This is a genomic window from Variovorax flavidus, from assembly GCF_030317145.1.
Taxonomy (GTDB): Bacteria; Pseudomonadota; Gammaproteobacteria; order Burkholderiales; family Burkholderiaceae_C; genus Variovorax; species Variovorax flavidus.
Window position 1 is genome coordinate 509,321 of sequence record NZ_JASZYE010000003.1, and the last position, 21,252, is coordinate 530,572.

A 21,252-nucleotide genomic window follows, 5' to 3' on the forward strand; every position below is an offset into this window, starting at 1 on the left:
CGGAACGAAGAAGCAGGAGACAAGACACCATGACTTCGCCCGCCCTCACCCGCCGCGCCTTTCTGCCTGCGGGCCTCGCCCTCGGCAGCCTGGCGGCCGGCGGTGCCGCCGCCCAGAACGCTCCCGCCGCACTCGCGACAGCGCCGGTATCGCAGATCAATCTGAGCCCGCGCCTCACGATGCATGCGATCGACACCCACAACGGGTCGCCCGGTGCCGCGATGAAAGTGCAGCTCTCGATGCACGACGGCACCGAATACCGCGTGCTGCGCCGCTTCGAAACCAACCGCGGCGGCCGCACCGACGAGCCGCTGCTCGTCGACCAGAGCTACCAGCCGGGCCGCTACGAACTGCTGCTCCAGGTCGAAGACTATTTCGCGGCGCGCGGCACGGCGCTGCCGAAGCCGAACTTTCTCGCTCAGGTGCCGGTGCGCTTCCTGATCGCAAACCCGGCGGAGCGCATCCACCTCGCGATCCTGTTCACGCCCTGGGGCTACTCGTACTACCGCGGTTCTTGACCCGCACAAGGAGACAACGAACATGGCCGGCATTTCCACCCATGTACTCAACAGCGGCACCGGTCGCCCCGGCGCCGGCATGCGCATCGATTTCTCGGTGCGCGACGGCGACGGATGGAAGCTCGTGAAGAGCATCACCACCAACGCCGACGGCCGCACCGACCAGCCGGTGCTGGCGCCCGACGCGGCCCGCACGGGACAGTACGAATTGCTCTTTCATGTCGGCGACTATTTCCGGCGGCAACCGGGCGCCGCGAACGACACGCCCTTCCTTGACACGGTGCCGGTGCGCTTCGCGATCTTCGACACACAGCAGCACTACCACGTGCCGATGCTGTGCACGCCGTGGAGCTGCTCGACCTACCGGGGCAGCTGAGCGATCCGGCAGCGGCGCGTCAAAGGCTGCGCCAAAAATCCACGAGCAGCTGGGTGAACTCGACCGGCCGCTCGACCGCGCTCAGGTGGGCCGCCTCGATGGTCGCGAGACGCGATCCGGGGATGGCCTGCACCATCGCCTCGGACATCGAGGGCGGCGTGGCCTCATCGCGGGTGCCGGCGATCACGAGCGTTGGCACGGCGATGCGTCGGTTGCTCTCCCGGAAGTCGATGGCGGCGACGGCATCGCAGCTCGCGACGTAGCCGGCCGCATCGGTGCCCACCAGGGTGTCGTGCAGCACCCGTGCGGCGGCCGCGCCTTCCGGCGTAGCTACGTACTCCGGCGTGAGCCAGCGCGCCACGGCCCCCGGAGCAATGGCAGCCACGCCTTGCGCCTGCACGGTCTCCACGCGCGTGCGCCACGGCGCGGCGTCGGGATAGTGCGCCGACGAATTGGCGATCACCACGCTCCTGAGCAGCTTCGGATGATTGGGCGCGAGCGCCTGCGCAGTCATGCCACCCATCGACAGGCCGACGAAATGCACCGGCTCGCCCTGAGCCTCGCGCTCGATCAACTCGGCCGCATCGTCTGCCAGCATCTGCAGCGTCAGCGGGCCGGCGACCTTTTCCGAGGCGCCGTGGTTGCGATGGTCGTAGCGCAGCACCGTGTGGGCGCGTGCCAGCAAGTCCGCGACGCCGTCCCACATGTGGAGGTCGCAGCCCAGCGCGTGGCTCAGCACGACGATCGGGCCATTGCCCTCGCGCACAACGTTCAAACGGGTCATGGTGTTTCCTTTCGTGAATGAGAGACGGGCAGGCGCGGCAGCCAGAGATAGGCGATCAGCACCAGCGTGACACCGGCCAGCGCCATCGGCACCACCATCGGCCACGCACCGTTGCTGAATTGTGGATTGACGAAGCTCGCGGCGATCTGACCGACGACGAACGCAACCGCCATCATCGCAAAGCCCGACCATGAAACGGCACGCCCCGCCAGATGCGGCAGGTCGCCCACGGCGCCCGCCTGCCCGCAAGGCTGGTGAATGCCGTGGCCGACGCAGTAGATCGCGTGGCCCAGCAGCAGCGGCCATGCCGACATCGGCAACAGCCAGCAGCCCAGCGCCTGCACCAGCGGACCGGCCAGGCTCAGCACCGAGCCCATCTGCACCGTGCGGACCGCCCCGTGGCGCGTGAGCAGGCGGCGGCACATCGTGGTGCTGAAGATATAGACCAGCGATCCGCCCGCCGGAATCCAGCCGTACCAGGCCGGCGAAAGCCCGAGAAAGCTGATATAGACCATTGGCGAAAACAGCAGGAAGCAGAACAGCCCGCCGTAGGTCACCGCGGAGACGGAGGCCCAGGCACGAAAGCTCTGGCTGGCGAAGACCTCGCGAACGCTGCCCTTTGGCGCGGACGGATCGGACACCTTGATGCGGGTTTCGGTGAATCCACGAAAGCACAGCGCCCACAGCACCACCGCATACACCGCCATGCCGCCAAGCACCCAGCGCCAGTCCGTGGCTTGCACGACATAGGCGCCCAGCACTGGCGCAACGAGCGCCACCACCCCGAGCCCGGTCAGGCCACGCGCCATGACGTGCGGCCCCTCGTGTGCCGGATAGAGATCACGAACGGCCGCTCGCGCACAGACCAGGATGGCCGCCATCGAAAAGCCCTGCAGCGCGCGACAGATCACCAGCATGGGGATGCCCGTCGACAACGCACAGCCGAGAGCGGCAAGCGCGTAGCAGGCCAGGCCGGTCAAGAGCACGGGACGGCGCCCGAAGCGGTCCGACAGCGGACCACACGGCAACTGCCCAAAACCGAAGGCAAGCACGAAGACCGTGAGACTGGCGCTGGCCGCACCCAGGTCCCGGGCAATGGCCGGCAGCGCCGGAAGATAGCTGTCGGTCGCCACAGGCTGGGCGGCGAGCAGCAGCGGCAACAACAATGCGAAGGAGATGCTGCTGCGCGCAGCAGCTCCTGTCACTTCGGCGCGTCCGCGAGCAGGCCTTTTTCGCGCAGGATGCCCGTCGCGATGCCGAACGCATGGTTGGCGACCGGCACGCCGCAATAGATCGCGGCCATCATGATCACTTCCTTGATGTCGTCCGGCGTGAGGCGCGATTCGGGCGGCCCGTCGAGCGCCGCGCGCACGTGCATCGCGAACTCCTCGTAGGCATGGATGCCCAGCATCATCGACAGCACCATGTAGCGGCGCGTCTTGTCGCCCAGCGCAGGGCGGCCCCAGATGTCATTCCACGCATGGCGCGTGATGAGTTCCTGGAACTCGCTGTTGAAGGCGTTGCGATTGGCGAGCGACCTGTCGACCCACGCGTCGCCGAGCACTCGGCGCCGGTTGACGAGTCCGCTTTCGTAGGTGTCCGAAGAAGCGTTGGTCGGGATTTCGGGGGAAGTCATCTTGCAGTGTCCGGTGTGTTGAGTTGAGCCTGCAGCGCCAATGCCTGCGCGAGCGCGATCGCGCCGGCGGGCTCGGCCAATGCGGGATCGAACCATTCGTCCGCGGCATCGCGGGGCAGTTCGCCGCGCAGGCGGTCGATATTGGAACGCATCCGCCCGGCATCCACCTGCAAGCCGGGCAATGCGCCAGCCAGAGCGCGTGCGCTGCCATGCGCGGACATCAGCAGTTGCGGCCATTCGGCCAGCTCGGCCTGCCAGGCGCCGAGCGCGCGCTCGTGCTCCTGCGGCATCGCGGCCAGCAGCGCCGCCACGCGCTGTGGCGCGCGCTGTGCCGCGGCGAGCGCGACCATCGACGCCACCGGGTTGCGCTTGTGCGGCATCGCCGACGAGCCGCCGCGCCCCGGCTCGCTGGGCTCGGACAGTTCGCCGACCTCGTACTGGCCCATCAGCGCGATGTCCTTCGCGATCTTTCCGAGGCTCCCGACCATGAGACCCAACTCGCATCCGAGCGCAATCCATTCGTCGCGCTGCGTGTGCCAGGTCGCGCCGGGATCGCCCAGGCCCAGCGCCTGCGCCATGTGGCGGCGGACCTCGGGCCCCTGACCTTTCATTTGCGAAAGCGTGCCAACGGCACCGCCCAGTTGCACATTGAGCGCACGCTGTGCCGCCTCGGCAAGCCGCGCCTTGCTGCGCACGAGCGGCGCCGCCCAGCCGACGCACTTGAATCCGAAACTGGTCACCGACGCGGGCTGCATCAGCGTGCGCGCCAGGATCGGGGTGGTGGCGTACCGCTGCGCATGCTGCAGCAGCGCCTGCGCGGCCTTGGCAAGATCCGCCTCGACCAGTGCGACCGCTTCGCGCGTGACGATGGCCATTGCCGTATCGATCACGTCCTGGCTGGTGCTTCCGAAATGCACGAAGCGCACCGCCTCGGCGTTGAAGAGACCCACTGCTTCCTTCAGGCTCTTGACCAGGGGAATCGCGACGCTGCCCGCCCGGCCGCTGTCGCGCACCATCTTGGCAACATCGAACAGTTCGACCTTGCAGCTTCCGACGATGGAATGCGCGGCCGACTCGGGAATCAGCCCGACCTGCGCCTGCGCACGCGCAAGCGCGGCCTCGAAGCGCAGCATGGCGTCGACGAAATTGCGGTCGCTGAACGCGGCCAGCGTTTCGGACGTGGAGAGGAAACCTTCGAAGATGCTCATGGAAATGCTCGTCAGTAAGCGAGCGTTGCCACGGCCCGCAGGTCTTCCGACGTGGCGGTGCCGTAGCCGAAGAATTCAAGATAGGCAGGGATCATCTCGAACAACATGTCGGTGCCGACCTGCACCATGCAGCCCTTGTCGCGCACGGCGCGCAGCAGCGGCGTGTATTCGCTCTTCATCACGACCTCGCCCACAAAGGTCGTCGGCGCGATGCGGCTGACGTCGAAAGGCAGCGGGTCGTCTTCCTTCATGCCGAGCGGCGTGGCGTTCACGATCACGTCGTAGCCGGCCGGATCGCTGGAACCGGTGGTGACCTTCAGCTTGGGGTAGTGCGTGCGCAGCCGCCCTGCAAGCGCTTCCGACGACGCAGTGTTGGCATCGAAAAGCGCCATCTCGGCAACGCCGGCCGCGGCCAGCGATGCGGCGATGGCCGAGCCCACGCCGCCGCTGCCGGAAACCAGCACGCGCGCACCGTCGAGCGCACGGCCCTTGCGCAGCACCCCGCGCACGAAGCCTGCGCCGTCGAACTGGTCGCCCAGCAAGGTGCCGTCGGGCCGCTTGAGGATGGCATTGCAGGCCCCCGCGATCTTCGCGGTCGGGGTCACCTCGTCGACCAGCGACATCGTCGTGATCTTGTGCGGCATCGTCACCAGCGCCCCGCGGATGTTCGTGAGGCGGAACACCGAGGCGAGCACCTCGGCGTAGTCCTCGGCCTTCACGCCCATCGGCATGACGACCGCGTCGATGCCCTGCTTGTCGAACCACGGGTTGTAGATCATGGGAGCCTTGAAGCTCTCCGTGGGGTAGCCCAGATGGGCGATGAGGGTGGTTTTGCCGGAGATCATGATCTTCCTTGGTTAGCGCGCCGGCACACCGCCGGCAACATGCGATTCGCTGATCCAGCGCGCGCTCTTCATCGCTCGCTGGCCGACCACCACGGGATCTGAGTTCACGTAGTCGTCATTGAACACCTCGAAGGTGTAGTAGCCCCGATACCCCTTGTCCTCGAGCAGTTGCACCATGTCGCGCACGTCGTGCAGGCCTTCACCCGGAAACAGTCGCTGGTGGCGCGCGAGTTCGATCATGTCCGCCTGGCGGTCACTGTATTCGAAGAAGTAGTCGGCGAGTTGCACCAGGAAGATCTTCTCCACCGGCACCTCGGCCAGTTGCGCGAGCGTCTCGGACGTGTCGTCGCCGTGCACCGACATGTGGAAGAAATCGAGGTTCAGGCCGACGTTCTCGCGGTCGCAGCGGCGCACGATGTCCCAGGCCTGATGCCAGCGGTTGGTATGCCGGCCCCACGAAAGCGCCTCGTAGCAGATGCGAATGCCGAGTGGCGTGGCCAGGGTCGCGAGGGTGCGCAGATCCTCGGCCGCGCGGTCGGGGTCATCGATGGCAAGCGGCGACGTGGTCGAGCAGCACAGCAGCATGTCGGTACTGACCAGCGACATCTGCCGCAATTGCTCGCGCGCCATTTCGAGCCGGTGCGGGCGCATGGCGTCGGGCGCGCATTCGAAGTCGCGCAGCGGCTGGAAGTCGGTCACCTTCAGGCCACTCTCCTTCACCAGTTGCGCCGCCTTCTCGACGCCCGTCGGATGATTGATCAGGTCCCGCGCCCACAGTTCGACGCCGGCGAACCCAGCCGCCTTCATGCACTCGAGCTTGTGGCCGAGCTCTCCGCCCATGGTGACGGTGTTGAAGCCGAAGCGATCGAGGGCAATGGCCATGAAGTGTTCTCTGTCGTGAAGGCTCGGGTCAGGCCAGGAAGGCGCGGCGGGGCACATCGACGAGTTCGGGCTCCGGTTTCAGTTCGAGCATCGTCGGGGCGGCCGTCGTCGAAGCGTGCGTCAGGCCACGCTGGCCGAGTGGTAACGCAGCGGGTGATGGATTTCATCGGCCATCGCGGCCGGGTAGATGAGTTCGCGCAGGAAGTTCGCGTCGTGGCGCACGCCGTTCGCCGCGTCCTTGTGGCCGAAGAAATCGAGGTAGTGCGGCATCTGCTGGATCAGCATCTCGAAGCCGGCCTGCGCGTTGAGTCCACGCTCTCGCGCGGCACGCACCAGGGGCGTCGGCTGGTTGCGCAGCAGGATGTCGAACAGCGCGGCATGCGGCTCCATGCGGGCCACGTCGACCGGCAGCACGTCGTCGGGCGACAGGCCCAGCGACGTCGCGTTGACGACCAGGTCGTAGCCTGCCGGGTCGTTGCTGTCCACGGCCACCGTGTTCGCATCGAAGAACGAGTCGAGCTTGGCCGCGACACCCGCCGCCTTGCCGGCCGCCGTGTCGTAGAAGGCGATGTGCTCCGCGCCGTTGACCGTGCCGCCTTCGGCCAGCGCCACGCCGATGGCCGCAGCGCTGACCCCGGCACCGAGGATGAGCACGCGCTTGCCGCGGAACGGAATGTTGTAGCGGTCCAGCGCGCCGATCAGGCCCTCGCCGTCGAACAGGTCACCCTCGAGTTCACCGTTGTCGATGCGGCGCACGACATTCACCGAGCCGGCCACGCGGCCGAAGAGACCACAGCCGTCGAGCAGGTCGACCAGCAGGGGCTTGTGCGGCGGCGCGATCGCCATGCCGCGCACGTTCTTCGCGAGAAAGGCGCCCTTGACGAACACCGCCAGATCGCGGCGAGGCACCTGCACCGGCGCCATCACGGCGTCGATGCCGAAGCGCTCGAACACCGCGTTGAACATGCGCGGCAGGCGCACGTTCTTCACGGGGTCACCAGGGAGCAGATAGAGGGCAGTGCTGCCGACGATGGGAGGGAACATGGATCGTGCCTCGCTTGAAGTTTGTTCGACTATCGCGCGATTCCGGAAGAAGCGCCGCTAATGTAGTAGCCGGCGAGTCTAGCCAGTAGATCAGGAGCGCGGAAAAATGCGATCATCGAACCCATCGGTTCGATAAACGGACGAATTCAGGGTTTCTCCCGAAGCACCTCTTCATGAACACAGACCTGTCCCCTGCCCCGCCCGGCCTCGACAAACGCGACTGGATCGCCGGCCTGGAGCGCGGCGTATCGATCATCGACGCCTTCGATGACGCCCATCCCCGCATGACCGCCAGCGAGGCAGGCCAGCGCACGGGCATGACGCGCACTGCCGCACGCCGCTATCTGCTCACCCTGCAGCACATGGGCTATGTGGCGAGCGACGGCAAGCTCTTCTGGCTGACGCCGCGCGTGCTGCGCCTGGGACAGTCGTATCTGGAATCCGCCCGGCTTCCGCGCATCGTGCAGCCCTTTCTGCAGCGTGTCGCGGCCGGCACGCACGAGATTGCCTACCTCAGCGTGATGGACGGCGACGAGGTCGTCTACATCGCGCGCAACGGGCCGAACCGCAGCATGAGCACCGGCTACGTGCTGGGCGCGCGGGTGCCGGCCCAGGTGACCGCCGCCGGCATGCTGATGCTCGCGATGCGCAGCGACGAGGAGCGGGGTGCCTGGCTCGCCGAGCGTGAACTGGCGGTCTTCACGTCGCACACCATTTCGAGCAAGGAACGCATGAAGCTGGAACTCGCGCGCATCCGGGCCCAGGGCTGGGCGCTGTCGGAGCAGCAGTTGGACCTGAACTCTCGCGGCATCGCGGTGCCGCTGCGCGACCGGCACGGCGACCTGGTGGGTGCGCTCAACGTGACCATGCCGATGGGCCATGAAAGCAGTGAAGACGCGGTTGCCCGCGTCTTGCCCGTTTTGCGCGAGACCGCACAGGCCATGCGGAGTCTGATCTAGCTCGCCCCCAGGCTTGCCCACTTCGTGTGGCCGCCTTCCCCCTGCCGGGGGCAACCCCTGCGGCCCGGCAGAGCCGGTTCCGCGGGGTTTCTGGTCCGAACCTGTGCGCTGCACGCTTCAGGCAGTCGCCTTGACCATCCTTGCGTCGGCCAGGGTCTGCTCGCGCATGCGCTCGTAATCCGGCTTGGGCACCGGCACGGCGTTCGGATTGCCGAGGTCTTTCATGTGGACGCGATAGGTTTCGCGTGCGCTCAGGACGGCCAGGGCCGAGATGATCGTGATGCCGAAGGTGAGCGCGCCGATCGTGAGCGGGATGTTGGCCGCGCCGGGAGGCGCCACGGCGACGAAGAGCGCGGGCAGCAGGGCCGTGACGGCAGTGCCGAGGTTCTGCGAGATGGCCATGGCCGAGCAGCGCGAACGTGTCGGGAACAGCTCCGGATAGAAGCTGGGGAACACGGCGTTGTAGCCTTGGTACACGATGCCCCACATGAGCAGCGACATCACGATCGCCAGCGGCACGTGGTGAATGCTGATGGCATAGAGATAGCCGAAGGACAACAGCCCCGCGCCGAGCGCGCCGATGATGATGGGCGGCTTGCGGCCGATCTTGTCCGAGAGGTTGCCGACGTACGGGATGACGAGCACGGCGAGGATGTTGCCGAGCACCGGAATCCAGAGGTAGATGTCCTTCTCGAAGCCGATTCCGTAGGCGGGTTGCACCGCATAGGCAGCGCCGAAGACCGTCGCGACCACGGGGATGACGTTCATCAGGGATGCACAGATCACGCGCAGCATGTCGCGCCAGTTGTTCGTCAGCGCCTCGACGATCGGCGCCTTCTGCACTTCACCCTGGCGGACTTCCTCGGCGAACGCGGGGGTTTCGTCCACTTCACGGCGAATGATGTAGCCCGCGACGATCACCACGAAGCTCAGCAGGAACGGAATGCGCCAGCCCCACGAGAGGAACGCATCCTGCGGCATGTAGTGCGCCAGCGGCAGGAACACGGCGGCGGCGAGGATCTGGCCGGCCTGCACGCCCTGGAGGCTGAAGCTGGCGAAGAAGCCGCGGCGGCCGAAGGGAGCGTGCTCGAGGATCATCGAGCTGGCGCCGGAGATTTCGCCGGCCACGGCAAAGCCCTGGATCAGGCGCAGCACGACGAGCAACGCCGGTGCGACCAGGCCGACCTGCGAATACGTCGGCAGCAAGCCGACTGCGATGGTCGAGAAACCCATCAGGAACATGCACACGATCAGCACGTGCTTGCGGCCGCGCGTGTCGCCCCAGTGGCCAAGCACGAAGGCGCCGATGGGTCGCGCGATGTAGCCGACGCCGTACGTGGCCAGCGACGCGATGATGGCGATCTTCGGGTTGCCCGACGGAAAGAAGATCTGCGGGAAGATCAGCGACGCCGCGGTGGCGTAGATGAAGAAGTCGTAGTACTCCAGCGCGGAGCCGATCCAGCCGCTGGCGGCTGCCTTTTTGGACTGGTGTCGGCCTTGCGGCTCGTGATCCTTGGTGCTGCTCATTTGTCTCTCCGATAGGGATGGGGTCGAATGGGTCTGCAAACAATGGGGAACTGGGTTCAGTCGATTGCGACGCGGTTGACTGAGGACGCGACTTTGAAGGGCAGCCGGCTTCTTCACAACGCCGCGACCCTGCCGCCTGATCGATCATCGAACGCAGCTATTCACTGTTCGCACGCAGTCAGGGTTTATCCCAGCCTTTGACGGCGGGAGAGGGAGCGGTTCAGGCAAAGATCGCCGTGGCGATCGCAGCGGCGCCCGACGCGATCAGCGCCAGGGCCCAGACGACATCCAGATCAAGCCAGGCGGTGCGCAGCGCCCGGAGTCCGAGAAAGCGGTAGACAACCCAGGCGATCGCCAATCCGGAACCGATCATGGCGACGCTGTGCACGAGAGAAACCGTGATGGCGATGCCGACGCTCGAACGCATCAACGTCATCATGGACTCGTGATCGAAGACGCGGAGGGAGGCCGCTTCGGCCATGCCAGCCGAAAGCGGCTCGCACAGCCCGAGGAGGATCGGCAGCAGCATCAGCGCCGCGCCGTGTGCGGTCGCCATCAGGAAGGACCACAGCGCCAGCTGCGTGGGCCGGATGCGCCCGGCCCACCGGTGGCGATGCGGCAGCACCAGCCTCGACACACCGAACAGCATCACCAGCGCGCCCACGCCGATACGGATCTCCTGCCCCCATTGCAGCATCCACGCGAGCATCGCGAAAGGCACCAGCACGAGGGCCATGGCCAGCAGATGCCCAATGCCCAGCGGCACCCAGGTCGCCAACACGGCAGCATTGCGCTTTTCACCCAGGCCGTTGGCTACCGCCAGCGGCCAGCCCATTGCGGGATTCAGTCCGTGGAAGATGCCGATCGCCACCACGCCGGCCCACAGCGACGCAGTTGCGGCGGTGGTCACGATGAACCCCGCATCGGCCCGCCTCAGGCCGATGGATAGCAGAAGGAATCGGTCGAGCAGTCGCCGCCCTGCAGGCGAATCTGGTGCGCGCCGTAGTCCGGGCCGAAATCGACGACGAACTTCTTGTCGAGTTCGATGCCACCGTCCTTGCCGACGTTGCACATCACCTGCCGTCCCGGAATGCCGTCGGGATAGAACTGCGCATCCCAGCGGCTGTAGAGCGAATTGGTGAAGTACACACGCTTGCCGTCGCGGCTGATCTCTGTCATCTGCGGCCCTCCGCCGAAGGCCGAGCCATTGGGGTGCGCAGTGTGCTTCGCGATGCCGCCAATGCGAACGCTGCCGGCCAGGCGCGGATTCATCGGGTCGGTCACGTCGTACTGGCGCAACTCTCCCGTACCCCAGCACGCCACGTAGAGGAACCGGTCGTCCAGCGAGAGGTCGATGTCGCTGATCAGCGGCGGCACGGCGCCGAAGCCCTTCAGCAGTTCAGGCAGGAGCGACGCATCGGCGGGCTCCGGCGGAATGACCGCTGTCTTCTTCGCATGGAACTTGCCGCCTTCACGCCACCAGGTCCATATCGAGCCTTCGAGGTTGGTGGTGTCGACCACCACGCCGACGAATCCGTACTCGCGCGTCGGATCGTGCGCGGGCCGGATCTCCAGCGCCATCTGGTGGTTGGCGCCCAGGTCGATGGTCTGCACATGGCGGCGCGCGCGCAAGTCCCAGAAGTGAAGCTGGTGGCCGTAGCGGTTGCCCAGCAGGTCTTCGGCCACGATGCCGTTCTCGAACTGCGGTGGCAGGCCCCATTCGCTCGACACCATGTAGTCGCGCGGCAGGTTCCACCAGAAGTCGTAGTGAAGCTTCTGCGGCCCACGTTCGATCTCCCATTTGCCAAGGATCTCGAAGCTTTCGCAGTCCATCAGGAACACGCCGGGCGGCCCCTCGGTTCCATCGGCACCTGCACCGCCGAGCGTGCTGATGTAGAGACCTTCCGGCCCGCAATGCACCGTGTGAGGACGCGAATAGCCCGTCTTGCGGACGACCTCCTCGGGCTCGATCACACGCACGATCGTCGGGCGCGTCGGATCGGGCTGCGTGTCGACGACGTACACCCGCGACGAGCGTATGCCCGGGATGATCAGGTAGCGCCGCTTGAGGAATGCGTGACCCGACATCGGCGACAGGGCCGAACTGCAAGCGTTCCAGCCGAAGTGATGGAACTCGTCCCCACGGTTCGGCATGTCGAGCCGGTGGAGCACGGTGCCGTAGGTTGCAGAGGCCGGATCGACATCGACGACAGCCAGGGCGTCGGGCCGCGAGGCGTCGGGCGAGAGCAGCGCCGTGTAGGCAATGCGCTCGGGCTCGGCTTCCATCGCGAGACGCGGCGAGGGGTGGAAGGTGGGGTCGGTTCGCAGAGATTCGAGCATGGCGGGCTCCTCCAGAATTTTCGACGCGACCGGCTTGGCCACACGGCCCGGTCGCGCGACAGTATGCGCGCCGCGGGCGCCCGCCGGTAGTCCCTCGGTGCATCACAAGGTGCGCGCCGATACGGTGATGACGGGAAGCGCCCACCGGCACGCGGCGACGAGCCCGAATACATACTTTCTTGCATTTTTTCGGGTTAACCCTCAACGGTTTGAGAGGCCGCGCTCCTACTATTTATTCAACTTGAATTAATTAATGACGCCGCTTCAGCGAGGTGGCCAGGAGACAGTCAGTGAAATCAGCCGGTCCCGGTCGAGGCACGAATTCAGTCAACCTCCGCCTGTACAACGAGCGCACGCTGCTGCAGCGTCTTCGCCGTGCGGGCGAGGCGTCGAAAGCGGACCTCGCCCGCTGGGCCCAGCTCACGAACACCGCCGTCGGCAGCATCGTGCAATCGCTCGAAGAGTCGCGGCTGATCGAGCCCGCCGGCCGTCGACAGGAAGGCCAGCGCGGTCAGCCCGCCGGGCTCTACCGCATCAACCCCGAGGGCGCTTACGGCATTGGCGTGCGGCTCGACCGCACGAGCATCGAGACGGTGCTGATCGATCTCGGCGGCAAGATCCTGGCGCGGGAAGCGCACGACCTGCTTCTCCCCCACCCCGACCAGGCGCTCGCGCTGATTCGCAAGGATGTCAGCCGGATGCTGACGGCGCTTGATGCAGCGCAGCGCCGCCGCTTGATGGGTGTCGGCCTGGCGCAGCCCTACAACCTCGGCAGCTGGCTGCGCGAACTCGACCTCAAGGCGGACTTCCGTGTCTGGGACGAGGTGGACTTCGGCACCCTGTTGGCGCAGGCCGTGGAACAGCCGGTCTTCAAGGAAAACGACGGCAATGCGGCAGCGATCGCCGAGATGTTCTTCGGCGTGGGGCGCGAGGAAAGCGACTTCCTTTACGTCTTCATCGGTGCGGCGCTCGGCGCGGGCGCGGTGATCGGCGGCGAGAGCCTGCGCGGCAGCAGCGGCAACGCGGCCGACCTCGGGCTGATGCCGGTGCCACCCAGCCGCCTGGCTTCGGCGCCCGTGTCGGGCCGGCCGTGGGACATCCTGCTGTCGCGCGCTTCGCTCAATTCGCTCGCGCGCCATCTGCGGCACCACGGCGTCACGGTGCGGGGCCACGCGGACCTGGAAGCCTGCGTGCAGTCCGGCAGCGCCGAAGTGCGCGAATGGCTGGACGACTGCGTAGATGCGCTGGTGCCCTCGATCCGTGCATCGCTCGCCGTGCTCGACCTGCCCGCGGTGGTGATCGACTGCGACATCGACAACGGCATCGTGAGCGAGTTGATGAAGCGCGTCGACGCCGGCCTGCGGCTGATCGCGCCCGAGGCCCGCCAGACGCCTCGCATCCTGCGCGGCACCTTCCGCGCCGACGCCGGCGCCATCGGCGCGGCGAGCCTGCCCATGTTCTTCAATTTCTCGCCGCGCGCCGACGTGCTGCGCGGCCGTCCGCACCCCGCCAACCAGGAGACTGCCAATGCCTGACTCCCCCGCCGCGCTGCTCGAACTGCGCAAGATCTCGAAGACCTTTCCGGGCGTCAAGGCGCTGCAGGATGTGCGCCTCAGCGCGCGTGCCGGCCACGTGCACGCGCTGATGGGCGAAAACGGCGCCGGCAAATCGACGCTGATGAAGGTGCTCTCGGGCGCCTACATGCCGGACCCCGGCGCCGAGATCCTGATCGACGGCAAGCCGGTCCATATCGACGGCCCGCTCGCGGCCAAGAACCTCGGCGTGTCCGTGATCTACCAGGAGTTGAGCCTCGCGCCCAACCTGACCGTCGCAGAGAACATCTACATGGGCCGGCCCCTGCGCCGCGGCGGCCTGGTGGATCGCGCCGGCATGGCGAACGCCTGCGAGGCGACCCTCCAGCGGCTCGGCGCGGATTTCGTCGCGGCGACGCGCGTGGCGACGCTCTCGATCGCGCAACGCCAACTGGTGGAAATCGCCCGCGCGGTGCATTTCGACTGCCGCATCCTGGTGATGGACGAACCGACCACGCCGCTGTCGACCCACGAGACCGATCGCCTCTTCGCGCTCATCCGCCGCCTGCGCGACGAAGGGCTCGCGATCCTCTACATCAGCCACCGCATGGACGAGATCGACGAGCTGGCGGACGAGGTCACGGTGCTGCGCGACGGCACCTACGTCGGCACGCTGGATCGCGCCGAACTCTCGCGCGACAAGCTGGTGAAGATGATGGTGGGCCGCGACCTCTCGGGCTTCTACCGCAAGGAACACCACGGCCAGCACACCGGCGCCAAGGCGCTCACGGTGCGGGGGCTGAGCGACGGCCGGCGCGTGCATGACTGCAGCTTCGAGCTGCATTCGGGCGAGGTGCTGGGCCTGGCCGGACTGGTGGGCGCAGGCCGCACCGAACTGGCACGACTGATCTTCGGCGCCGATCCACGCACCGGCGGCGAGGTTTCGCTGAACGGTGCCGGCGCGGTGCTCAACATCAACAAGCCGATCGATGCGATCCGCTCCGGCATCCTCTATCTCACCGAGGACCGCAAGGGGCAAGGCCTGTTCCTGGATCTCTCGGTGCGCGACAACATCAACGTGATGGTGTGCCCGCGCGACGCGAATGCCGGCGGCGTGATGGACGGCAAGCGTGCAGCACAACGGGCGCGCGATGCGATATCGCAGCTGTCGATCCGCGTGGCCTCTGCCCGCGTCAACGTCGGCTCGCTCTCGGGCGGCAACCAGCAGAAGGTGCTGCTCGCACGCCTGCTCGAACTCGCGCCTCGCGTGCTGATCCTGGACGAGCCGACGCGCGGCGTCGACATCGGCGCCAAGAGCGAGATCTACCGGCTCGTCGACGAGCTGGCACGGCGCGGTGTCGCGGTGCTGGTGATATCGAGCGAGCTGGCTGAAGTGGTCGGCATCTGCGACCGCGTGATCGTGATGCGCGAAGGCCACCTCGTCGGCGAAGTCGGCGGCGGCACCGGCCAGGCCATCACCCAGGAAAACATCGTCGCGCTCGCCACGGGCGCGGTTCCCACCCACACCCCGACGCTCCACTGAGACGGCCCCCAGGAGACATGCAATGAACAAGCAAGCATCGCCCGCCATCCCGGCGGCGGAGAACCCGGCCCTCCCCTCCGCGCTGCGCGGCGCCACGGGCAAGGAGATCATTCGCGCACTCGGCATGCTGCCGGTGCTCATCCTGCTGTGCATCGGCTTCAGCTTTGCGAGCGAGAACTTCTTCAGCCTGCAGAACCTGTCGATCATGACGCAGCAGGCGTCCATCAACATCGTGCTCGCGGCCGGCATGACCTTTGTGATCCTGACGGGCGGCATCGACCTGTCGGTCGGCTCCATCCTCGCCGCGTCGGCCGTGGTGGCAATGCTGGTGTCGAACTTTCCGCAGTTCGGCATGCTCGGCATCGCGGGCGGGCTGGCATGCGGGCTGCTGTTCGGCCTGATCAACGGCATCCTGATCGCCTTCGTCAAGCTTCCGCCCTTCATCGTCACGCTCGGTTCGCTCACCGCGGTGCGCGGCATCGCGCGGCTGATCGGCAACGACACGACGGTGTTCAACCCGCAGCTGCCCTTTGCCTTCATCGGAAACGGCGAAGTGCTGGGCGTGCCCTGGCTCGTGATCATCGCCTTCGCGGTGGTGGCGCTGTCGTGGTTCATCCTGCGGCGCACGGTGCTGGGCCTGAACATCTACTCGGTGGGCGGCAACCCGGAGGCCGCGCGGCTCGCGGGCATCAAGGTCTGGGCGGTGCTGCTGTTTGTGTACTGCACCTCGGGACTGCTCTCAGGCCTCGGCGGCGTCATGGCCTCGGCACGACTCTATGCGGCGAACGGGCTGCAACTAGGGGCTTCCTATGAGCTCGACGCCATCGCGGCAGTGATCCTCGGCGGAACCAGCTTCGTCGGCGGCACCGGCTCGATCCTCGGCACGTTGATCGGCGCACTGATCATCGCGGTGCTCACCAATGGCCTGATCCTGATGGGGGTCTCCGACATCTGGCAGTACATCGTCAAGGGCCTCGTGATCATCGGCGCCGTGGCGCTCGACCGCTATCGCCGCAAAGACTCGGCAAGAACCTGACTCACCCTGCTCATCAACCCAACCACCCGGAGACTCTCTCATGCGCACCAAGCAACTCTTCACCGTCGTCGCCATTGCCGCTGCCTTCGCCCTGCCGGTGGCACACGCCCAGCAGAAGGAATTCAAGAACGTGGGCATCACGCTCGGCTCGATGGGCAATCCCTTCTTCGTCTCGCTCGCCAAGGGCGCGGAGGCCAAGGCGAAGCAGTACAACCCGAACGCCAAGGTCACGGCGCTGTCGGCCGACTACGACCTGAACAAGCAGTTCTCGCAGATCGACGGCTTCATCTCCGCCGGGTCGGACCTGATCCTCGTGAACGCGGTGGATGCCAAGGCGATCGAACCTGCGCTGACCAAGGCGAAGAAGGCTGGCATCGTGGTCGTCGGCGTCGACGTGGCGGCCAATGGCTCCGACGCGACGGTCCAGACCAACAACGTGCAGGCTGGGGAGATCGCCTGCCAGTTCATCGTCGAGAAGCTCGGCGGCAAAGGCAACGTGATCATCCAGAACGGGCCGCAGGTCTCGGCCGTGGTCGACCGCGTCAACGGCTGCAAGACGGTGCTCAAGAAGAGTCCCGACATCAAGGTCCTCTCGGACGACCAGGACGCGAAGGGTTCGCGCGAAGGCGGCCTCAACGTGATGCAGAACCACCTGACGCGCTTCCCCAAGATCGACGCCGTCTTTGCCATCAATGATCCGCAAGCCATCGGCACCGACCTCGCGGCCAGGCAACTCAACCGCAAGAACATCATCATCACCTCGGTCGACGGCGCGCCGGACATCGAGAACGCCCTCAAGGCCGACACGCAGGTGCAGGCATCGGCCAGCCAGGACCCGTACATGATCGCGCAGAAGGCGGTCGAGATCGGGCATGACATCCTCAACGGCAAGAAGCCGGCCACACCGATGACGCTGCTGCCGTCGACCCTGATCACGCGCGCCAACGTCAAAGACTACAAGGGCTGGCAAGCACCTCGCTGAGCAGGAGATCCGCCATGTTCGTGGTTTGCGGCGAAGCGCTGATGGATGTCTACATGGGTGAGGCCACGCCCACCGGCATGACGCTGGACGCACGCATCGGCGGCTCGCCGCTCAATGTGGCGCAGGGGCTCGCGCGGATGGCGCGGCCGGTGGCCTTCCTGACGGGCCTGTCGACCGACGCGCTCGGCGAGCGGCTGCTCGCATCGCTCCAGTCGGAGGCCGTCGACACCTCGCTCATCCTGCGCAGCGATGCGCCGAGCACGCTGAGCGCCGTGAGCGTCGACGCCAGCGGCGTGCCGCGCTATGCCTTCCACGGCAACGGCGCGGCCGACAGGCAGATCACGCACGACTCGCTGCCCACCCTGCCCCCGGCCACGCGGGTGCTGCAGTTCGGCTCCTATGCGCTGGCGGTCGAGCCGGTGGGAAGCGCCCTGCGTGCCCTGGCCGCACGCGAGCGCGAACGGCGGCTGATTGCCTACGACCCGAACGTGCGCCTCAACGTCGAACCCGACCTCTCGCACTGGCGGGCCGTAGTCGAGCAGATGGTGTCGATTGCGCACCTGGTGAAGGTGAGCGACGAGGACCTCGGGCTGCTTTATCCGTCGGAAACGCCGGAGCAGGTCGCCGCCCGCTGGCTCGCGCAAGGCGCTGCGCTGGTGGCGGTGACGCGCGGGCGGCACGGCGCGAGCGCGTGGACACGCACTGCGCATGCCGATGCGCCATCGCCCGAAACGAAGGTGGTCGACACCGTTGGCGCGGGCGACACCTTTCAGGCAGCGCTGCTGACCTGGCTGGACGAGCACGACGCGCTCACGCCCGATGCGTTGTCGGCCCTGGACGGCGCATCGCTCGGCGCGCTGCTTCGCTTTGCTGCGCGCGCGGCAGCCATCACCTGCTCGCGGCGCGGTGCGGATATGCCTCGGCGGGCAGAGCTGGGTTGATCGGCTCTTTTATGTCGCGCTGAACTGCTCGATGAAGGATTCGACCCCGATGATTCGAATTGGCGTCGAGCCCGCCAGCACGAGAAGGTCCCGGTCACCCGTCACAAGCGTGGCCTTGCCGGCGCTTGCAAGCTGGAGAAACGGCAAGTCGAATGGGTCACGGCAGGCAGGGACGATCGGGAGCGGATCGGGCAGCGTCATGACTTGCGCATAAGGAAGGTAGTCGGCGAGCAGTTCCTCCTGCTCCGACGGCGTCAGTTTGAATTTCGGGTAGGCGAGCACGCGGAGAAGCTCCCGGGCTGTTTCGGTGCTGACCAACGGCGCGCACTCGCCTTCCTGCCAAATTCTTCGAAGGCGACCGGTCGCAGGGCCTCCAAACAGCAACGCCGAAAGAACTACATTGGTGTCGAACACTACACGCCGGGCGCTCACGCGGCTCAGGCCTTGCGTCGAGGCTTTGTGGCCTTCGCGCCTCCGGACCGGTTAGGCGTCACGTGATATGCCGCTTCGGGCTCTGCTGCCACCGGGGCAGGCCGATCATGCGTCTGCCTCGCCCAGTCGATTGCACCCTGTACATCCGCGCTCGTCAGGCCCAGCGCCGCGAGCTTGGCGCGCAGCGCATCGCCCCGCTGAATGCGAACAGGCGTCAGCACGATCTGACCTTCGCGCACCTCGACGTCGAAGTAGTCCGTGGCCCCAATTTGGTCAGTGACGCTGCGAGGCAGCGTGAGCTGATTCTTGGACGTCATCTTGGCGAGCATGGAAAATATCGAAAAGTAAGGAATCCTTACTCTAGCCATGGCCTAGGTCGAGGTCAACCCGGGCGACTCCAGCCGCTGGACTCGCCATGCGCACACGCTGGCGATCGCCGCGAGCACCGTCGCCACCCCGAACATCGCCACGTAGCCGAATCGCTGAGCGATCGCCCCGCCCGCCGGCACACCGAGCACGCCGCCGAAGCCGTAGCCGATCACGGTGAACAGCGCCTGCCCGCGCCCGCGCAGCCGACCCGGGAAGTGGCGCGAGACCATTGCGATGCAGGTGGTGTGGTGCGCCGCGAACGACAGCGCATGCAGCGCCTGCGCCACCACAAGCGCCCAGATCCATTGCCCGCAGCTTGCCGTGATGCCCATGCGCAGCACCGCCGCGAGCCCGCACAACAGCAGCCAGCGCGGCATCGCCATCAGCCCCAGCAACCGCCCCTGCAGGAAGAACCATGCGATCTCGGCCACCACCGATAGCGCCCACAACAGGCCGATCGTGCCTTTGCCGTAGCCGAGCGAATCGAGGTAGAGCGACAGGAATCCGTAGACGGCGAAATGCGCCATCACGTGGAAGAACAGCGAGACGAAGAACCAGCGCACCGCCGGCACGCGCAGCACCGGCCCGACCGGCTCCCGGGCCTGCGCATGGGCCGCCACCGGCTCGCGCACGTCGGGCAGCCGCAAAGTCGCGATCAGCACGATGGCCAGCGTGCCGCCGGCCCACGCCGGGAAGTGCCGCATTCCGAAGCGCTCGAACCATTCGCCGGCAAAGAACACGGTAACGAGAAAGCCTGCCGAGCCCCACAGGCGGATGCGTCCGTAACGGCCCCAGTCCCCGGCAACCAGATGCGCCATCGCCGCTTCTGTGAGCGACATCATCGAGCTCGTGTGCGTGAACATCACGAGCAGCACCAGCCCCAGCCACCAGGCGCCACCGCTCCACCACAGGCCGAAGGACGACACCAGCGCCACGGCCGCACTGAAGCGCAGCAGTTTCACGCGCTCGCCCGTGTGGTCGCTGAGCGCTCCCCACGCATAGGGCGCGAAGACGCGGGTGACCGACTGCACCGACGTCAGCAGGCTGATCACGAAGATCGGCAAGCCCAGTTCCTTGAGCCAGAGCGGAAGGTACGGGTTGAAGAAGCCGATATGGGCGAAATAACTCGCCGAAAGCGCCGCAAAGGCCAGCAGGTGGCCGCGGCCACCCGCCACTTGCGGGGCGGACACTAGAGGAAGGACGCCTGGGGCGACGAGGGGTCTTGCGACACGTTCACGTCGCCGCATTGCGCGCGATTGCGCAGTGCGTGTTCCATCACGACCAGCGCCAGCATGGCCTCTGCGATCGGCGTCGCGCGGATGCCGACGCAAGGGTCATGACGGCCCTTGGTCACGACCTCGACCGGCTGGTTGTTGACGTCGATGGACTGGCGCGGGCTGATGATCGAACTCGTCGGCTTGATCGCGATGCTCACTTCGAGATCCTGCCCCGTGCTGATGCCACCGAGCACGCCGCCCGCATTGTTGGTCACGAAGCCCTCGGGGGTGATGGAGTCGCCATGCGTGGTGCCGCGCTGCGTGACGCTCGCAAAGCCGGCGCCGATCTCGACGCCCTTGACGGCGTTGATGCCCATCATGGCCCAGGCGATGTCGGAATCCATCTTGTCGAAGAGCGGCTCGCCGAGGCCGACGGGCACCTTCGATGCGGTCACGCGGATGCGCGCGCCGCAGGAGTCGCCGGCCTTGCGCAGCGCGTCCATGTAGGCCTCGAGCTGCGAGACGTCGGCGACGGGTGCGAAGAACGGGTTGTTCGGAACGTGGTCCCAGCTTTCGAAGGGAATCACGATGTCGCCGATCTGCGCCATGCAGCCGCGAAACACGGTGCCGTACTTTTCGAACAGCCACTTCTTCGCGACTGCGCCGGCAGCGACCATCGGCGCCGTCAGGCGCGCCGAGGAGCGACCGCCGCCGCGCGGATCGCGGATGCCGTATTTCTTGAAATAGGTGAAGTCGGCATGGCCGGGCCGGAATTGCTGCGCGATCTGGCCGTAGTCCTTGCTGCGCTGGTCGGTGTTCTGGATCAGCAGCGCGATCGGCGTGCCGGTGGTCTTGCCTTCGTACACACCGCTGAGGATCTGCACCGCATCGGGTTCGTTGCGCTGCGTCACGTGGCGGCTGGTGCCGGGGCGGCGGCGATCGAGGTCGCCCTGGATGTCGGCCTCGCTGAGCGCCATGCCGGGCGGGCAGCCGTCGATGACGCATCCGATTGCGGGGCCATGGGATTCGCCGAAGTTGGTGACCGCGAAAAGGGTGCCGAAGGTATTGCCGCTCATGCGGG

Annotated in this window: 22 protein-coding genes; 8 read left to right on the top strand and 14 right to left on the bottom strand. The window is 66.6% G+C overall.

Annotation, left to right across the window (positions count from 1 at the left end):
* Nucleotides 1–29 precede the first annotated feature (29 nt).
* Together uraH (QTH90_RS17635) and uraH (QTH90_RS17640) are read left to right on the top strand one after the other, a co-directional pair.
* The gene (uraH, locus tag QTH90_RS17635; RefSeq protein WP_286665859.1) at nt 30–518 is read left to right on the top strand and encodes a hydroxyisourate hydrolase; all 489 of its coding nucleotides are present in this window, start codon (nt 30–32) and stop codon (nt 516–518) included.
* 22 nt (nt 519–540) lie between these two features.
* Nucleotides 541–894, top strand: coding sequence for a hydroxyisourate hydrolase (gene uraH, locus QTH90_RS17640; RefSeq protein ID WP_286665860.1), 354 nt, complete (start codon nt 541–543; stop codon nt 892–894).
* Between the two features lie 19 nt (nt 895–913).
* Here uraH (QTH90_RS17640) and QTH90_RS17645 read toward each other — a convergent pair whose 3' ends face one another.
* The 7 genes from QTH90_RS17645 to QTH90_RS17675 all read right to left on the bottom strand — a co-directional run bounded on the left by QTH90_RS17645 (nt 914) and on the right by QTH90_RS17675 (nt 7,293).
* Complete coding sequence (locus QTH90_RS17645; RefSeq protein ID WP_286665861.1) at nt 914–1,678, bottom strand: alpha/beta fold hydrolase; 765 nt, start codon at nt 1,676–1,678, stop codon at nt 914–916.
* Complete coding sequence (locus QTH90_RS17650) at nt 1,675–2,883, bottom strand: multidrug effflux MFS transporter (RefSeq protein WP_286665862.1); 1,209 nt, start codon at nt 2,881–2,883, stop codon at nt 1,675–1,677. The genes QTH90_RS17645 and QTH90_RS17650 overlap by 4 nt, the downstream gene beginning before the upstream one ends.
* Nucleotides 2,880–3,314 (bottom strand): carboxymuconolactone decarboxylase family protein, encoded by a 435-nt coding sequence (locus QTH90_RS17655; protein WP_286665863.1) that lies wholly within the window; start codon nt 3,312–3,314, stop codon nt 2,880–2,882. Before QTH90_RS17655 ends, QTH90_RS17650 begins: the two co-directional genes overlap by 4 nt.
* On the bottom strand, nt 3,311–4,522 hold the full coding sequence (pcaB, locus tag QTH90_RS17660) for a 3-carboxy-cis,cis-muconate cycloisomerase (RefSeq protein WP_286665864.1): 1,212 nt from the start codon (nt 4,520–4,522) through the stop codon (nt 3,311–3,313). Before pcaB ends, QTH90_RS17655 begins: the two co-directional genes overlap by 4 nt.
* An 11-nt stretch (nt 4,523–4,533) precedes the next feature.
* Nucleotides 4,534–5,367 (bottom strand): shikimate dehydrogenase family protein, encoded by an 834-nt coding sequence (locus QTH90_RS17665; protein WP_286665865.1) that lies wholly within the window; start codon nt 5,365–5,367, stop codon nt 4,534–4,536.
* A 12-nt stretch (nt 5,368–5,379) separates the two neighbouring features.
* Nucleotides 5,380–6,249 (bottom strand): sugar phosphate isomerase/epimerase family protein, encoded by an 870-nt coding sequence (locus QTH90_RS17670; protein WP_286665866.1) that lies wholly within the window; start codon nt 6,247–6,249, stop codon nt 5,380–5,382.
* Between the two features lie 120 nt (nt 6,250–6,369).
* Nucleotides 6,370–7,293, bottom strand: a complete 924-nt coding sequence (locus tag QTH90_RS17675; RefSeq protein ID WP_286665867.1) for a shikimate dehydrogenase family protein — start codon at nt 7,291–7,293, stop codon at nt 6,370–6,372.
* A gap of 173 nt (nt 7,294–7,466) precedes the next feature.
* Between QTH90_RS17675 and QTH90_RS17680 the strand changes: the two genes are divergently transcribed.
* Nucleotides 7,467–8,252 (top strand): IclR family transcriptional regulator domain-containing protein, encoded by a 786-nt coding sequence (locus tag QTH90_RS17680; RefSeq protein WP_286665868.1) that lies wholly within the window; start codon nt 7,467–7,469, stop codon nt 8,250–8,252.
* 117 nt (nt 8,253–8,369) lie between these two features.
* Here the strand turns inward: QTH90_RS17680 and QTH90_RS17685 are convergent, their stop codons facing one another.
* The 3 genes from QTH90_RS17685 to QTH90_RS17695 form a co-directional block, all read right to left on the bottom strand.
* On the bottom strand, nt 8,370–9,779 hold the full coding sequence (locus QTH90_RS17685) for an MFS transporter (RefSeq protein WP_286665869.1): 1,410 nt from the start codon (nt 9,777–9,779) through the stop codon (nt 8,370–8,372).
* Nucleotides 9,780–9,999: 220 nt separating this feature from the next.
* Nucleotides 10,000–10,689, bottom strand: a complete 690-nt coding sequence (locus tag QTH90_RS17690; RefSeq protein WP_286665870.1) for a hypothetical protein — start codon at nt 10,687–10,689, stop codon at nt 10,000–10,002.
* Between the two features lie 23 nt (nt 10,690–10,712).
* Entirely contained in the window at nt 10,713–12,119 is a 1,407-nt protein-coding gene (locus QTH90_RS17695) for a selenium-binding protein SBP56-related protein (RefSeq protein WP_286665871.1), read from the bottom strand.
* Nucleotides 12,120–12,409: 290 nt separating this feature from the next.
* On the opposite strand from QTH90_RS17695, the gene QTH90_RS17700 reads away from it, so the two are divergent.
* Genes QTH90_RS17700 through QTH90_RS17720 form a run of 5 tightly spaced genes read left to right on the top strand, consistent with a single transcriptional unit; the run spans nt 12,410 to nt 18,153 of the window.
* A complete protein-coding gene (locus QTH90_RS17700; protein ID WP_286665872.1) occupies nt 12,410–13,654 on the top strand; it encodes an ROK family protein in 1,245 nt (414 codons plus the stop codon).
* Nucleotides 13,647–15,194, top strand: coding sequence for a sugar ABC transporter ATP-binding protein (locus QTH90_RS17705; protein WP_286665873.1), 1,548 nt, complete (start codon nt 13,647–13,649; stop codon nt 15,192–15,194). Before QTH90_RS17700 ends, QTH90_RS17705 begins: the two co-directional genes overlap by 8 nt.
* Nucleotides 15,195–15,216: 22 nt before the next feature.
* Nucleotides 15,217–16,230 (top strand): ABC transporter permease subunit, encoded by a 1,014-nt coding sequence (locus QTH90_RS17710; protein ID WP_286665874.1) that lies wholly within the window; start codon nt 15,217–15,219, stop codon nt 16,228–16,230.
* 40 nt (nt 16,231–16,270) lie between these two features.
* A complete protein-coding gene (locus tag QTH90_RS17715; protein WP_286665875.1) occupies nt 16,271–17,212 on the top strand; it encodes an ABC transporter substrate-binding protein in 942 nt (313 codons plus the stop codon).
* Nucleotides 17,213–17,226: 14 nt separating this feature from the next.
* Nucleotides 17,227–18,153 carry a carbohydrate kinase family protein gene (locus tag QTH90_RS17720; RefSeq protein ID WP_286665876.1) on the top strand — a complete coding sequence of 309 codons (927 nt, stop codon included), beginning with the start codon at nt 17,227–17,229 and terminating at the stop codon, nt 18,151–18,153.
* 9 nt (nt 18,154–18,162) lie between these two features.
* On the opposite strand, the gene QTH90_RS17725 is transcribed toward QTH90_RS17720, so the two are convergent.
* From QTH90_RS17725 to aroC, 4 genes are read right to left on the bottom strand one after another with little or no spacing between them, the layout of a single operon-like run.
* A complete protein-coding gene (locus QTH90_RS17725; protein ID WP_286665877.1) occupies nt 18,163–18,567 on the bottom strand; it encodes a putative toxin-antitoxin system toxin component, PIN family in 405 nt (134 codons plus the stop codon).
* A 23-nt stretch (nt 18,568–18,590) separates the two neighbouring features.
* Entirely contained in the window at nt 18,591–18,914 is a 324-nt protein-coding gene (locus tag QTH90_RS17730; protein WP_286665878.1) for an AbrB/MazE/SpoVT family DNA-binding domain-containing protein, read from the bottom strand.
* Nucleotides 18,915–18,956: 42 nt separating this feature from the next.
* Complete coding sequence (locus QTH90_RS17735) at nt 18,957–20,144, bottom strand: MFS transporter (protein WP_444814731.1); 1,188 nt, start codon at nt 20,142–20,144, stop codon at nt 18,957–18,959.
* Nucleotides 20,144–21,247, bottom strand: a complete 1,104-nt coding sequence (gene aroC / locus QTH90_RS17740) for a chorismate synthase (protein ID WP_286665879.1) — start codon at nt 21,245–21,247, stop codon at nt 20,144–20,146. Before aroC ends, QTH90_RS17735 begins: the two co-directional genes overlap by 1 nt.
* Nucleotides 21,248–21,252: the final 5 nt, after the last annotated feature.